A 14,247-nucleotide genomic window follows, 5' to 3' on the forward strand; every position below is an offset into this window, starting at 1 on the left:
TTTTTATTATCCCTTATCACAATCAAACTCAGTAAGACCTATGACAGAAAGCATCAATCACAGCCGCCGTAATCTCTTTAGCCGCCGGAAATCCTCGGCAATTAGACCACCATGGGTGCGTGAAGGCATTGAGTTTACTGACATCTGTACCCGATGCTCAGCCTGTATCAACGCCTGCGAAACTAAGATTATCTACAAGGGAGATGGCGGCTTTCCCGAAGTCTCCTTTAAGGACAATGAGTGCACTTTTTGTCGCCAATGTGCCACCGTCTGTCCAGAAGAAAAGCTCTTTGATCTCAACCAATCCCCATGGCAATACAAAGCCGTAGTACAAGATAACTGCTTAACATATCAAGGCATTTGGTGCCAAAGTTGTAAAGATGCCTGTGAGCCTCGCGCCATTAGTTTTACCTTAAGCGTGGGTAATGCCCCGATGCCGAAGATTGATACGGCACTCTGTACGGGCTGTGGAGCCTGTTTCGCCCCCTGCCCGAGCCAAGCCATCGGTATTAAGCCTGCAGAATAACCTTAAGCCGTGAGTGTTACTGGGCTTCACGGCGTATTTAGGTTACTATCTCGCGGTCTAATCCTTCTCCAATTACCTAGGTTTCCTATCACCATGTTTGGCAAAAAATTTACCTTTACCCGCAGCGCTTCCCCAGCACTGAGTTTTATCGCCGAAGGGACTAAGCTTACGGGCAATATCGAATTTGCCGGAGATGTATTGATAGGCGGTGATGTACAAGGGCAAATTTTGTCACAGGCCAATGTCATTGTTGAGCGCACAGGAAACCTCCACTGCGAGGTCAAATGCCGCGAGCTGATTATCGATGGCTATTTTAAAGGTCGCCTGATTTGCGAGCGCTTAGTCATCCAAGCCCATGGTATTGTCGATGGCGATGTGGCTTGCACCTCGATGCAGATCAGTGAAGGGGGTCAGTTTATTGGATTAAGGATTAAAGAAGATCATCAGACTATCCATGCCCATAGCCTGCCATCTGCAGCCTCAAGCAGCACGCTAATCACACCTGTGCCGACATTGTCACCCGAGCAGGAGTAACGCTCTCCTTCGCTAATGAGTGCACACAGCCAATCGAGATGATGCCCCTTTCACAGAGTAAAGACTTTTACTGGCAAGTCTGTCTGGTCAGCACCGCCATCATTGTCCACTTGAGCAAACAATCGTTAAGTAATTGTTAATTTAACGAGTAAGATCACAGTTACGCCGTACGGCAACTGCTAACCTAGCCTACCAGCAATGCATTTCGTGCATGATTTCTGCCGCTTAACAAAGTGTCCCCATGTGTTTTGCAAATAGGAGCACAGGGCCATTGCAGACTAAGACTCATACAAGGCGAGACCAAATGAGCAACCCATTACTAAAACAAATCTGCGAACTGGATGTCTTCACCTTATTGGTATTTAAAAGCATTTTTGATAACGGACACGCAAATAGTGCCGCCAAAGCGCTCAATGTGTCGGCGCCTAAAATTAGCCGCTGCCTGAATGCGCTTCGTCTCACCTTTAACGATGAGCTGTTTTATCGCCGTCAACAGGGCTTGAAACCGACGCCCCTCGCCGAAAGTTTGTATGTCGCCATTTGCCAATTTACTGATTCGGTGTACTACCTAGAGCAATCGGCACTACAAATTCAAAATGCGGCTAACCATGTTGAGCGGCCGCTACATATCGCCGCGAGTAATGGATTATTAAGCTTTTTAGCGCCGCAGCTCAGTACACCCGAGGCGATAAGTGAACTCGGCCAAGTTAGGTTACATAAATGGCAGGAAAACAGTCCTGAGCTAATCCATGCCGGAGAATTAGACTTTGGCATCACCATAGAGCAGACCGACACCAAGGAGCTCAGTGTCTCCCGCTTAGGCTGTATTTCCAATGTCTATGTGGTGGCCTCAAAGCAGCATCCCCTTTGGGAAAGCCAACTGGAAATCAGCTTAGAACAAATCTGCCGCTATGCCTTTTTGTGCCTCGAACTTAAAGGATTCAATAGCCGAATTGACCCACTCGAACTCTTTTGCCAACGCCAAGGGCTGCTGTTGCCATCGATTGAAAGGGTGATCGATCGGGAAGAATGGTATGCCCATTTACTCACCATGCAGAGCGTCGCCTTCTGCTCGAGTATTGATATGCATACAGTCAAACATATGCCAGGGCTGAAATTGGCGCCGCTGCCCGTTTCTGAGCAGCAGCGCTTGCATGACACTATTATGCCGCCGCAGTATTTTCTCATCGAAAAGCCCCGCAGCCACAGGCGCTATAGTCAAAATCAATGTGAATTAGTGGTCAGTTCATTATTGACCGCACTGACCGCACAGACGCCTCAAACTGCCAACCTACACGCCGCTCAATAACGCTTAAAAAATAGCAATTGAGACAGAACTCAACACCCTAAAGCATGGACGCTTTTTACTGTTAACCATTCGATGTTAACCAAATACATCGACTGTTAACTAACGGCATTTCGAGCCGGATTTTACCCCACATGCCCTAATCGCCCAGCTCGAAAAATGCGGTGTTCTTGACTCTTTTGTACCTCTTACCGAGAGTCATAAAAAACCATACATACAAGTTTCAACAGTCTCCTCCGTGAAAATTAATCGAAAATTAATCCGATTAAACCACTCAAAATAAAAACAAAATTTTGCTGCACAGCTCATGTTTTTAGCATCGAATTCTAAATTGAGAAATATTCAATTTCACAATCTAGAATTACCGTTTTGCTGTGTTAAATCATCGTTCACATATCGGATACAAACTTATAAATACCACTTTATAAGTAGGTGAATGGACCTATAGTAGAGTCACTGCACACGCAGTCTTATAGAAAGAAAAAGGGACGCGATGATGAAAAACTACAATAAATCTCTACTGGCACTAGCACTCACTAGTGCCATGTTTTTAACCGCCTGCGGGGACGGAGAAGACGGGCAAGATGGTGCGCCCGGAACACCAGGTACCCCTGGAACGCCCGGAACCCCTGGCACACCAGGTTTACCAGCGGGTTCTTTTGCTAAAACCGCAGAATCTATAACCGATCTGAAATTCACCCTCAGCCCAGCTGACATTAAAGTCACCAGCAGTGAAGGCTTTAGTGTTAAGTTCAGTTTAACCGGAAAGAGTTCAGGCAAAGATGTGCCCTTCATGGGACTCGATAAAATTGCCCTTTACTCATTAACGGCGAATGAAAACACCTCGGGCACGGGCGCTCCCATTCAGTGGCAAAACAATGCTATGGCAAACAATGCGGGCAGCTCATTAACTTGTACACTCAATGGCTTAAACGGTACTAAGAATGCGTGTACCTTAACCGAAGATACTGAAAATCCAGGTAGTTACACTGCCACTTGGACCTATGATGGCGCTGCGCCCATCATCAATCCAAACGATAATCCAAATGCGGTACACAGAGTCTTCGTTCGCGCTTACAACATTGTCAACGCCGCTGGCGTAGCCTTGTCAGATAAAGTGCTCTCAGTACCGGTTGATTTTATCCCTGCAACCGATGAGCTTGCCGCATCAGGCAAAGACACAGTATCAAGCGCTGCATGTAAAAACTGTCACGGTGAAGTGGACGGCCATATCGCTAAGATTGAAGCCCACCATAACTACCAAGACGTTAAAAACTGCGTAACCTGTCACAACCCAGAGCAAGTCCCAAGCGATGCGCAGCTCGCTGAAGGTTGGGTATTTGATTTCGCGCCGATGATCCACCGTATCCATGCCGGTGAACACAATGCAGACTACCTGTCTGGTGAAGCGAAAGAGTACTTCGGTGAAATTGGTTTCCCATCAGACTTGAAAGAATGTAAATCCTGTCACGATGGTGCACCAAGCTATAACACCAATATCTACGCTCAGGCTTGCGTGGGTTGCCATATCAATGTCAACTTCGCAACCGGTGAAAACCACTCAGAATTTGGTTTGGCTCAAGCCGATGATACTCAATGTAAATCCTGCCATGGCAGCGGTAGCTTAACGCCAGAAGCGGTTCACAGTGTCGGTAAACGTGCTGAATACGGCCCATTAATGACCGTCGACTTTACCAGTGCAACGCTGGGCACTTCAGCAACACTAGGTATGCAAACTCTGACATTGAAAGCCAATGTCACACTCAATGGCGCGCCTATTGCTGATGGTACTAGCCTGAAAACCTACAATGCCACCAGCAATCCAACAGGTATGTTTGCGGCAAACGGTCTGCTGCTAGGTAATGTCGCTACAGATGGTACTGTGTACTCATGGCGCGATGTTAAGCCTACTGCCATCAGTCTGAAACTGGAAAACGGTACCCTATCAGGTGGTGTATTAACCTTCGTGAAAGATATTCCAGATGCACAAGCAACTGGCACTATCTACGTTGGTTCTGAAGCCAACTTCTGTGCGAAAGCAGGTAAAGCGGTGAGCTGTAATACCGACGGACTTGAATATGGCCCAACTAGCCCTGTAGGTAACATTTCTGCGGTTAAATTCTTCAACTTAAGCGGTGGCACTCCAGCCGTAGCTCGTATGAAGGATCCAGCGCGGATTACCGTTGAAGAAGCAAAATGTAACGCTTGTCATGGCAGCTTGGACTATGCGAAAGGCTACAGACACGGGGTTTACACCTTCGATCAATGTATGAACTGTCACAACGATACCACTGGCGCTTCTGGCCATGGTGCAACAGGCTACAAAGGCGAAGATGGTAAGTTAGTCGTTAACCCTGATGTAACCTTCAACAACAAAGATCTGTTCACCGTGGCTCACCGTTTCCACAGTGGTAACTTTGGTGTTGTCGAAGGCATCTTCCGCAATGCAGCTGGCGAACTTGAAGGTTATCCATCACCAGAAACCGCATGTTCAGCCTGTCACAAAGATGGTGCAACGCTGTTCGCAGCTGATGGTGGCTTAACTTCTGGCAAACGTTCTATCAAAGTGGGCAGCAACTACATTAGCCCTGTGGCTGAATCATGCCGCACCTGTCACGCTCACTCAGATGCAGCAGCTGTGGCTCACTTTAGAAGTAACGGTGCGATTGTAGAAGCGGATGCAGTAACTGATCCTAACCTACCAGTAGAATCATGCGCGACCTGCCATGCTGAAGGTAAAACCTATGGCATAGATAAGGTACACGCAGAGGTAGCACACTAGTACTAGTACCTCCGGGTTGCCCCCTGCACAACCCGAACTTCCTCTCTGCAACTTATTGGGGCTCCTTCGGAGCCCCTTTTTTATTGGTACTTTTAATGAGTTGTGGCATCAACTTGAGTCGCACTTTGTGCGATGCGTTGCCTTAAGAGCTTAATAAACTCTCTCGGGTCACGGTCTAAACTGTCGTGGGGAATATAGAGATGGTAGCCAAGGTGAGTATTGAGCATCACGCAGCGATGACCAAACATAGCCAACACGCCGCGGTAACGGTCTCCCTCGATAACGAGCGGGCTAAATTCGGCGCCAAGATAGGTTTCTAAGGTCGCCAAATCCTCTTGCTGTGATGCTGCGGTCACCAATAACGGCCGCTGCTCAGTCAATAAACCCGCGGCAAGACGCAATGAAATATTATCGAGGATCGGGTTTAGCTGCTTGAGCTTAATGCCAATATAGGAAAGCTCAATAGTATCAACACCCTGAGTAACTCGAGGCATATCTACCCGTTGAATGTTACTCCAGTTTATTGCAACTTTACCGCGGCGATGAAAATAGGTCAGTCCCTGTTCATCCATGCTCAACGTGGTCTCAGGTTCATAGACCTTCGCCAAGCCCAATATCAACGCAATCGCACCTAAGCTGAAAAACACTAAGCCCACGGCAAATAGCTCGGGAAATAGTACAAATAGGCCAAAGCCTAAGACAAAGGCACTGGCGCCCACAATCGTTAAGGTTACACCATTACGTTTTGAGAGCGGGCGAACCGAGACAACATCGGACTCTAGCGTCATATTTTTATTCCTGTTTAATCCAGAGCCATAAACGGCCTATGTATTCATGTATCGCCCGTTGCGAAGCGAGCAAGTTATCCGCAGTTAAGCGCCAGTAGAAACCATCTCTGGCCCTAAAATCCGTCGGTGCGGCGCTCGCCGTTAATCCTTGACCGCTAAAAATCGCCATCGACCTTGGCATATGGGAAGCCGAGGTAACTAATCGTACAGCTCGATTGCCAAAGTGTTCTTTAAAATAGTGCGCTTCTTCAATCGTGTCGCGCGACAGGGGCAATTGAACGATACGTGACGCATCGACACCGAGTTCAACCGCCGCCTTGGCCATCACTTCAGCATGGGGATGCTGCGTTAGCTCACCCTCCCAACCACTGACCACTAAGGTGCAATCTTGACCTAATTGGAGTTGCCTCAGCCCTTCCGTTAGCCGCGCTAAGGCGACCGTCGATAAAGATTGTACCGCCGTTGCTCCTTGAATATCGGCATGTCCAGAGCCCAACACCATGACCACACAGGTACCCGCAATAGGCGTGGAGTTAATGGGATACTGAGTTTCTAAAGGCTTGACCAAGTAATCCACACTTAATTGACTGCTGAGCACTAAGAGCAGCGTAAACGCACCGCCAATCGCCCATTTTGCTAACCTAGGTTTGCGCCAAATCAACAAAGATAGCAGTAATAACAACAGGATAAATGGAATAGGCATGATTGCCTGAGAGACAACTTTCTTAACCCAAAACATGCGTTAGTGCCCAATTATTCAAAGGAGCGCAATCATAACATCAAAAGAAAGCAAAACGCATCGCAAAGGCGATGCGTTGTCACGAGGGAAAACCTAACGTTACTGGGTTATTTTTCCCATAACCAAGCGGCGCCGCGCACACCCGAAGAGCAGCCATAAAGGTTCTGTACGACAGGCGTTCGACACTCTCTTCCCACAACATAACGAGTTAATAATGCAGGTAATCTTGGATAAATTGCCTCAATATTAGACATGCCGCCGCCGAGGACAATCGCATCCGGGTCGAGCATATTAATCACATGGGCGAGTGAGCGCGCGAGTCTGTCCATATAACGATCAAAGGCCGCGATCGCCATTTCATCCCCCGCATCGACTAAGGCCATGATCTCAGTGCCAGATTTCGCGGGCGCAGTTTGTACATTCACCGCACGGCTTAGTGCCTCGTTGTAATCGCGAACAAAGCCGGTGCCCGAAATAAAGGTTTCAATACAATCAGGATTACCGCAGAAACAACGGGTAGTATTAAACTCCTCCTTGGTCATCCAAGGCAGCGGATTATGGCCCCACTCGCCGCCAATGCCATTCCCACCCGCGTGTACTTTGCCGTTAATGGCCACACCCGCGCCGCAGCCCGTGCCAATGATCACCCCAAACACCACAGATTTTCCGGCAGCAGCACCATCGACGGCCTCAGATACCGCAAAACAGTTGGCATCGTTAGCAACCCGCACTTCGCGGCCGAGCAGTTCCCCTAAATTCACATCGAGGGGATGACCGTTTATCCAGGTCGAGTTGGCATTTTTGACTAATCCTGAATAAGGAGAGATGACTCCCGGGATCCCCACGCCAACCGTGCCCTTTTCACCTAAGGTCGCTTCGGCCTCATTCACTAAATCGACGATGGCATTCAGGGTGCCCTGATAATCCCGAGGGGTATTGATACGCTTACGAAAAAGTTCATTACCTTCCTCACTTAAGGCGACGAGTTCTATTTTTGTGCCACCTAAATCGATGCCCATGCGTATCATGAATGACTTACTCCACTGTTATTCGACCAAGGCGTCAGTACAGACGCCCTTGGCATTGTTCGTTATTCTGCCCAGCCTGGCGCCGTGGCAATAAAATAAGGGTTTAATATGTCAGGTTTTTGATTGTAGGTTAAGGGTAAACCTGAGTCATAACACACAACTTTGCCGCCAGCGCTTTCCAGCACGGCCTGCGCGGCTGCCGTGTCCCATTCGCTCGTAGGCCCTAATCTGGGGTAGAGATCGGCCTTGCCCTCAGCCAACATACAAAACTTCAGCGAGCTTCCAACGCTTAACATCTCGTGTTGACCGAAATCCTTTAAATATTCCGCCACATCAGGGCTTAAATGCGAACGACTACCCACCACAATCGGTACTTGTCTTGGCGGGTTACAGCCCTGTAGCTCTCGCTCGTGTTGCCCATCCTGTCGCCAAGCGCCTAAGTGTCTGGCGCCAAAATAGACAGTATTGAGCACGGGCGCATAAACCACACCAGCAATAGCAGCACCTTGATGGATAAGCGCAATGTTGACGGTAAACTCACCATTTCGCTTAATAAATTCCTTAGTGCCATCCAAAGGGTCAATCAGCCAATAGGTCTGCCAGTGTTGACGTTCATCCCAAGCGATATCAGCCGCTTCTTCCGACATCACGGGAATGCCCGCAAATTGCTCGGTAAGCTGGGCTAAAATAACTTTGTGAGCCGCCAAATCAGCCGCCGTCACAGGGCTCTCATCACGCTTTTGCGTAACGGCAAAATCCTCTTGGGCATAAATCGCCATGATGGCGTCGCCTGCCGCATGGGCAATCTTTACCACCCGCAGTAAATCGGCCTTCGAAAAATGCGCTGCCATCGCTGTATTATCTGTCACTTAGCCACCTGTATTCGATTTGCTTTTCGGCATTATGCCACTGGCAGCAATTGATAATTAAGAACAAATTCATCATATATCGAGCAAAATCGACTAAGGCACTGACAAATTAAGTCAGGCGCAAGGCTTACGCCGTGAGCATAAACGCTAAATAAGTCGAGTCTAAGCCAAGCTGAATACGCTGAAAAGAGACATTGCCTAGGCTGCATTCGTATTCACAGCCTTGAAAACACTGCAAAGAGGAGAAAGAAAACGACGGAGTAAGATGAGGCCACTTGAAGCTAACACTTGCCTTAGACCAAGACTAAGGGCTTCATCTGCAACCATTTATTATGAGAGATAACGCTTAATAAACTTGCGCGGCATAATCCTCGAGCATGGCCTTAAGCTGCCATCGCCAGTCACGCCACAGCTCGGGGCAATGGGTTAATGCCGTATTTTGCCCAGTTAAGCACTGGCGCACTCTATCGCTATTTAACGCACTGTAACTGGGTCTTAGTGCCAGTTTATTGCCTTTCTCAAGCGCTTTTGCCGCATAACTCAAGCTATCTATGCCGCTAATCGGCACGGCTTTATCTAATAACTTCAGTGCCAAGGCTTGGCGCTGGATTTCGAGAGCAAATTCATACCAACTGCATTGCCCCTGCCCGGCATAATGGAATAATCCAGATCCGCAACCGACGTTTAACGGACTCGCTATCAACTGCCAAATAAGATGTGCGAGCGCATCTACCCATGTTGGCGAACCTATTTGGTCGTTTATCACGGTGAGTGGCTGAGCATCTGGCGCAGCAGCCATCAACCTCAGCATGGTTTTCACAAAATTATGCCCATCGACACCGTAGAGCCATGCGGTGCGAATAACAATCGCGCGCTCAGCCAAGATGCGCAGCACCGCTTGCTCCCCCGCGAGTTTACTCTGGCCATAGACAGATAAGGGCGCAGGCGTGGCGTTTTCGGTTAAGCCACAATTGGTTATTCCGCACTGATTTAATGCCTGTGCAGCTGCCTCCGCTGGCTCGCCGCTAAACACATAATCGCTAGAGATATGCACCAAACGCGCGCCCGTGAGCGCGCATTCGCTTGCCAATAACTCAGGCCCAAGGCTATTGACACGATAAGCCTCTTCAGCCGCCATTTCCGCCCTATCGACCGCATTGTAGGCGGCGCAGTTGATCACCCACTCAGGTTTAAAGCGGGCAAAGGCTGCTTCAACGCTCTGTCTATCTGCGATGTCTAACTGGGCATGGCTAAGCGCGTGCACACGAAAGACACGGCCATCGAATCTATATGCCGCCTTGGCAAGCACTCGTAATAAAGCCTTAGCGAGTTGGCTATCTGCGCCAGTTAACAATACTGTTGTTGTCGATTCTGGCTCGCCATTAGGCGCATGCATCTCCTTGATATCCTTTTGCATTCTTAACGTCGGCGCCTCAAGCGATATCGTCGTTAAACAGCGGCATTAAATCGGCAACGCTTTTATGCCCCCGCTGAGCTAAGAAGTTAAGCAGCGCCATCGGCGAGCGGTTGAGTAGCTTATCCTTTGGATAATCAACCGCTTCAATAATACTTAAGGCACGATCAAACCCGCCGAGACTAAAAGCCACATGGGAATCCGAGCCCATCACTAAGGTGGCCCCCAATTCTTTTGCCGCTTTGGCAATGGCGGTGCAGTTAGCTTCGCTGCCCTTGCGAGAGACTTCAAAGGAGGAATTATTGATTTCAAGCGCCACCCCATATTCGGCGGCAGCTGTGACTACAGCTTCAATATCAATGGGATAAGCAGGATTACCCGGGTGGGTAATAATATCAACCTTGCCGCTTTTAATAGCGTTAATCATCGCCTCGGTATGGGTGGCCTTATCCGAGGGCGGAAATACTGGTTCATGGAACCCTGCCAACACAATATCGAGCTGCGACAGATAATCGCCAAAGTAATCGATTTCACCTTCGCGGTTTTTAATGTTCGCTTCGATGCCGCGTAAAATCCCCACGCCATCGACCATACGCGGGAGCACACGTAAATTCACAAAATGCCAAAAATGCGGTGCATCAGCCATCGCCGGGCCATGGTCGGTAGTGGCAAACAGACGGATCCCCTTTTGCTTCGCCACCGCCAAATAATCGTGGATAGTGCTATAGGCATGGGTTGATGCCACGGTATGGGTATGAGTATCGACTGGGTACTGCATGGGTCACCTCTGTCTTGTACTAGTGTTCTGACTATTGTGATCTGTATGCGTTAACCATTAGTCGGTTAACGTCCCTTAGGCTCAGCTAGTGGAATAGCGAGAGCAATTCATCGGCACTGCCCTGCCACGCGCCTTTGCCTTTTCCTTCGAGAATGCTATCCGCTAAACCTTGCTTATGCTGCTGCATTTCTTGGATTTTCTCTTCGACCGTGCCTTCGGCAATCAGCTTGTAGACGAACACTGGATTTTCTTGGCCAATGCGGTGCGCCCTGTCCGTCGCTTGCTTTTCTGCCGCAGGATTCCACCAAGGATCATAATGGATAACCGTATCCGCCGCGGTGAGATTAAGCCCTGTGCCCCCCGCCTTTAAGCTGATTAAAAAGACTGGCGTATCGCCTTCTTGGAACTTATCAATTTGCCCCTGACGCAGCCGTGTTTGCCCCGTCAGTTTGCTGTAATCGATGTCGAGGGATTGCAGCAATTCCTCAATTAACAGCAACATACTGGTAAATTGGCTGAAGATTAAAATCTTGCGACCTTCCTGCACCATTTCCGGCAGGTTTTGGCTAAGCCAATTTAGCTTGGCATTATTTTTAACCTTTTGTGCTTGCTCGAGTTTAACTAATCGCGGATCGCAGCAGGCTTGGCGTAATTTGAGCAAGGCATCTAAAAACTCGATATGGCTGCCCGCCACGCCTTGGGTTGCAAACAATTCTCGAATTTTTTTCTCCATACTCAGGCGAATACTTTCGTATAGATTACGCTGATCTTTCTCAAGCTCTAGGGTTTGATGGATCTCGGTTTTAGGCGGCAGCTCAGTCACCACCTCGGCTTTGGTTCGCCTTAACACAAAGGGGGCGATACGTTGACTCAACACTTTCGCCTGCTCGCCATCGCCATAACGCTCAATCCGATAACGAAACGCCTTATTGAAATAGGCCGTTGTTCCCAAGAGTCCCGGTAAACAAAAATCCATCAATGACTTGAGTTCACCTAAATGATTCTCAAGGGGCGTGCCGGTAAGGCAGAGTCTAAACGGTGCTTGCAATGCCTTAATTTGCTGGCTCACTTTGGCTTGGGCGTTTTTAATCTGCTGCGCCTCATCGAGCACGATATGCTCAAACGCCTGAGCTTGATAATAATCGTAATCCCGCACCATGAGGGGGTAGGTAGTGACGACAACATCAAACTCGCTTAATCGCGATAACAGCGGGCCACGCTGGGCACCATGGATCACCGCCAAGGTTAACGATGGCGCAAACTTGGTCGCCTCCTTCGCCCAGTTCCCCACTAAACTGGTTGGGCAAATAATCAGGCTCGGCAATTTTGGCTGCCCTGCTAATTTAGCCTCCTGCTGCTTTAACAGAAACGCCAAGGTTTGAATGGTTTTTCCAAGCCCCATATCGTCGGCTAAGATGCCGCCAAGTTGATATTCCTTTAAAAAACAAAGCCAATTTAGGCCTTGCTGCTGATAAGCCCGCAGCTGTGCATTCAGTCCTGTCGGCGCGCTGACCGCAACCACACCATTAAATTCGGCTAACTTTGTCGCGAGTTGACGCACCCTTTCACCATTGAGCAGGCTAATCTCGCTTTCGGCTAACTCATTGAGTAAATGTGCACGGTACTTAGGTAAGGCGATACTGTGGCCGCGATGTTGTTCAAACAACTCTTGAATAATGCTCATTAATGGCTTGATAACACTGGCTTTAATTTTAAGCCATTCGCCAGAGGGGCTAGGTAGCAATAACTCGGCATCATCGGCCGGCTCACCATGTTGTTTTAACCAAGTGGCCACCAGCGGCAACATAGGCAAGCGTTGACCATTGATATCGGCATGCAACGACAGGGAGAACCAGCCCTCTTGGCTGTCATCCAGCTCAACCGTTAACGGCGTATCGACCACCTTAAGGCTAAACTCTGGGGCAAATCGCACCTCTATGCCTCGAGTTTGTAATCTTGGGACTTCTTCATCGATAAACGCTAGCCATTCCCGAATCACATCGGGCAAGTTGCCTAAGCTCCAGAAGGAAGTCCCATTTGCTACGCCCTCCAAGGAGAAACGGCTAAAGCCAAGGGTTTGCAGCTTGGACACGGCTTGCAGCTCTTCTTCAAGCGCGCGGTTAATTTGATAGGTGGTGCCGCCTTGAGTCACTAGGGTTAATGCTTCTTTGGCAGCATTGCCACTTAAGACGAGATCCCCGTAGACAAACTCCAGCGCCAGATACGGCTGGGCGATGCTGCTCTCCGTTGCAGATGATTGAGTACTTCCAGGTGGCATTGTGGCTGCGGGGACGACCTTAAGCGTCAAACGAAGCTGTAACTTATCTCTTAGCTCAACAAAATCAATCGCACTTGGCGGCGGCACAGTACGCGCCGAAAAATGCTTGATCAGTCGATGGCTCACCAGTTCAACCTGGGTGCTCGGCACGGGCGGCATTTGGCTGAGTAGCCGCAGCTTATCGACGCTAATGTCGGTATCTATAGCGCCGATGTGAAAATAATCCAGTTCGATATAGTAAGGCGGCTCTGTCGGCACGAGTTCCCAGTTATCCCGCTCGGGCAAGACTAGGCGCATTTGCTTGTGCTCGCTGTCGATATCTTGCCAGAGAAATTGCGGTGTAATGGCCTCGCCCGCGGTTAATGCGAGACGGCTCTCCTCCCAGAAACAGCGCTCAGTAGCGAGCATTTTCTCAATCGCTACCGCCCCTAACTGCGCCTTAAGATACAAGCGCGATGCGCCGTGGCGTCTGGTCGACATGATAAGATTTAAGATCAGCACATCCTCGGCGCCAATCCAAGCGGGCATATAATATTGCACGTCCGAGAGCGCAATCTTAGTGCCCTTGTTGTAACCGCCCTTCTTGCCAAGCTTACCGCGCCTAAGCTCGATAAACACCCCGTTATCGTCCTTTGAAAGGATATACAGCACCCTGTCATCGTAAAGGGATTCGACATCATTCACATTGGGATCATCGGCTTCATCGAGTAGGTGTAACCACTGGGCGATACGTTGGTCCTCAACGGTCTTATCCGTAAGCAGACTGTAGAGTACCGCGGCCATATGTTTACAGTTGCCGCTGGCGGGGCAGGAGCAGAAGCCATTCATAACGAGTTTATGATTGACACTGACCAGACGAATATCCTGACGATAAGGCGTGGTTTCCGTGCCAGTGACGGTGCCTTCGATATGGCGAAAATCGGCATTGGCTTTCGCGCTTAACACCCTCCCCTGCATCACATAATCACGGGCGCGCATCAGTGTCGGCGGCGTGAATAAGGACTCAATAGCCGTTTGAGTCAATTGGATTGGCTCTTGGGGGGACAAGCGATTCATCTGCAAAACCTTGAAACTCAAAAATACCTCGACGGACAATAAACCATGATTGTCTAAGGCATTTATCAACGTGTAAGGGAGAATTGTATTGAAACCGAATGGGGAAAGCCAGAATAGGACTCACATACAAGAGCCGGATAACATACCCG

The 14,247-nt window shown here is 49.1% G+C and carries 11 protein-coding genes; 4 read left to right on the forward strand and 7 right to left on the reverse strand.

Annotation, left to right across the window (positions count from 1 at the left end; genetic code table 11):
- Positions 1 to 40: 40 nt before the first annotated feature.
- From napF to CBX96_RS00490, 4 genes are all read left to right on the forward strand, one after another.
- Positions 41 to 526 (forward strand): ferredoxin-type protein NapF, encoded by a 486-nt coding sequence (gene napF, locus CBX96_RS00475; protein WP_109285332.1) that lies wholly within the window; start codon positions 41 to 43, stop codon positions 524 to 526.
- Between the two features lie 93 nt (positions 527 to 619).
- Entirely contained in the window at positions 620 to 1,060 is a 441-nt protein-coding gene (locus CBX96_RS00480) for a polymer-forming cytoskeletal protein (RefSeq protein ID WP_109285333.1), read from the forward strand.
- A gap of 304 nt (positions 1,061 to 1,364) precedes the next feature.
- Positions 1,365 to 2,369 (forward strand): LysR family transcriptional regulator, encoded by a 1,005-nt coding sequence (locus CBX96_RS00485; protein WP_109285334.1) that lies wholly within the window; start codon positions 1,365 to 1,367, stop codon positions 2,367 to 2,369.
- Positions 2,370 to 2,859: 490 nt separating this feature from the next.
- On the forward strand, positions 2,860 to 5,148 hold the full coding sequence (locus tag CBX96_RS00490; protein WP_109285335.1) for an OmcA/MtrC family decaheme c-type cytochrome: 2,289 nt from the start codon (positions 2,860 to 2,862) through the stop codon (positions 5,146 to 5,148).
- A 92-nt stretch (positions 5,149 to 5,240) separates the two neighbouring features.
- On the opposite strand, the gene CBX96_RS00495 is transcribed toward CBX96_RS00490, so the two are convergent.
- The 7 genes from CBX96_RS00495 to CBX96_RS00525 form a co-directional block, all read right to left on the reverse strand.
- Positions 5,241 to 5,936: a DUF2982 domain-containing protein gene (locus CBX96_RS00495; RefSeq protein WP_109285336.1), complete on the reverse strand. Its 696-nt coding sequence runs from the start codon at positions 5,934 to 5,936 to the stop codon at positions 5,241 to 5,243.
- 4 nt (positions 5,937 to 5,940) lie between these two features.
- A complete protein-coding gene (locus tag CBX96_RS00500) occupies positions 5,941 to 6,675 on the reverse strand; it encodes a YdcF family protein (RefSeq protein WP_109285337.1) in 735 nt (244 codons plus the stop codon).
- A 107-nt stretch (positions 6,676 to 6,782) separates the two neighbouring features.
- Complete coding sequence (gene mak / locus CBX96_RS00505; protein WP_109285338.1) at positions 6,783 to 7,703, reverse strand: fructokinase; 921 nt, start codon at positions 7,701 to 7,703, stop codon at positions 6,783 to 6,785.
- A gap of 62 nt (positions 7,704 to 7,765) precedes the next feature.
- Complete coding sequence (gene cysQ, locus CBX96_RS00510) at positions 7,766 to 8,572, reverse strand: 3'(2'),5'-bisphosphate nucleotidase CysQ (RefSeq protein WP_109285339.1); 807 nt, start codon at positions 8,570 to 8,572, stop codon at positions 7,766 to 7,768.
- A 346-nt stretch (positions 8,573 to 8,918) separates the two neighbouring features.
- Entirely contained in the window at positions 8,919 to 9,968 is a 1,050-nt protein-coding gene (rfbD, locus tag CBX96_RS00515; protein ID WP_109285340.1) for a dTDP-4-dehydrorhamnose reductase, read from the reverse strand.
- A gap of 37 nt (positions 9,969 to 10,005) precedes the next feature.
- Positions 10,006 to 10,764 (reverse strand): phosphatase, encoded by a 759-nt coding sequence (locus tag CBX96_RS00520; RefSeq protein ID WP_109285341.1) that lies wholly within the window; start codon positions 10,762 to 10,764, stop codon positions 10,006 to 10,008.
- Between the two features lie 85 nt (positions 10,765 to 10,849).
- Positions 10,850 to 14,098, reverse strand: a complete 3,249-nt coding sequence (locus CBX96_RS00525; RefSeq protein WP_109285342.1) for a DEAD/DEAH box helicase — start codon at positions 14,096 to 14,098, stop codon at positions 10,850 to 10,852.
- Between the last annotated feature and the right edge of the window lie 149 nt (positions 14,099 to 14,247).

The organism is Shewanella sp. BC20 (genome assembly GCF_003129585.1).
Lineage (GTDB): Bacteria > Pseudomonadota > Gammaproteobacteria > Enterobacterales > Shewanellaceae > Shewanella > Shewanella seohaensis.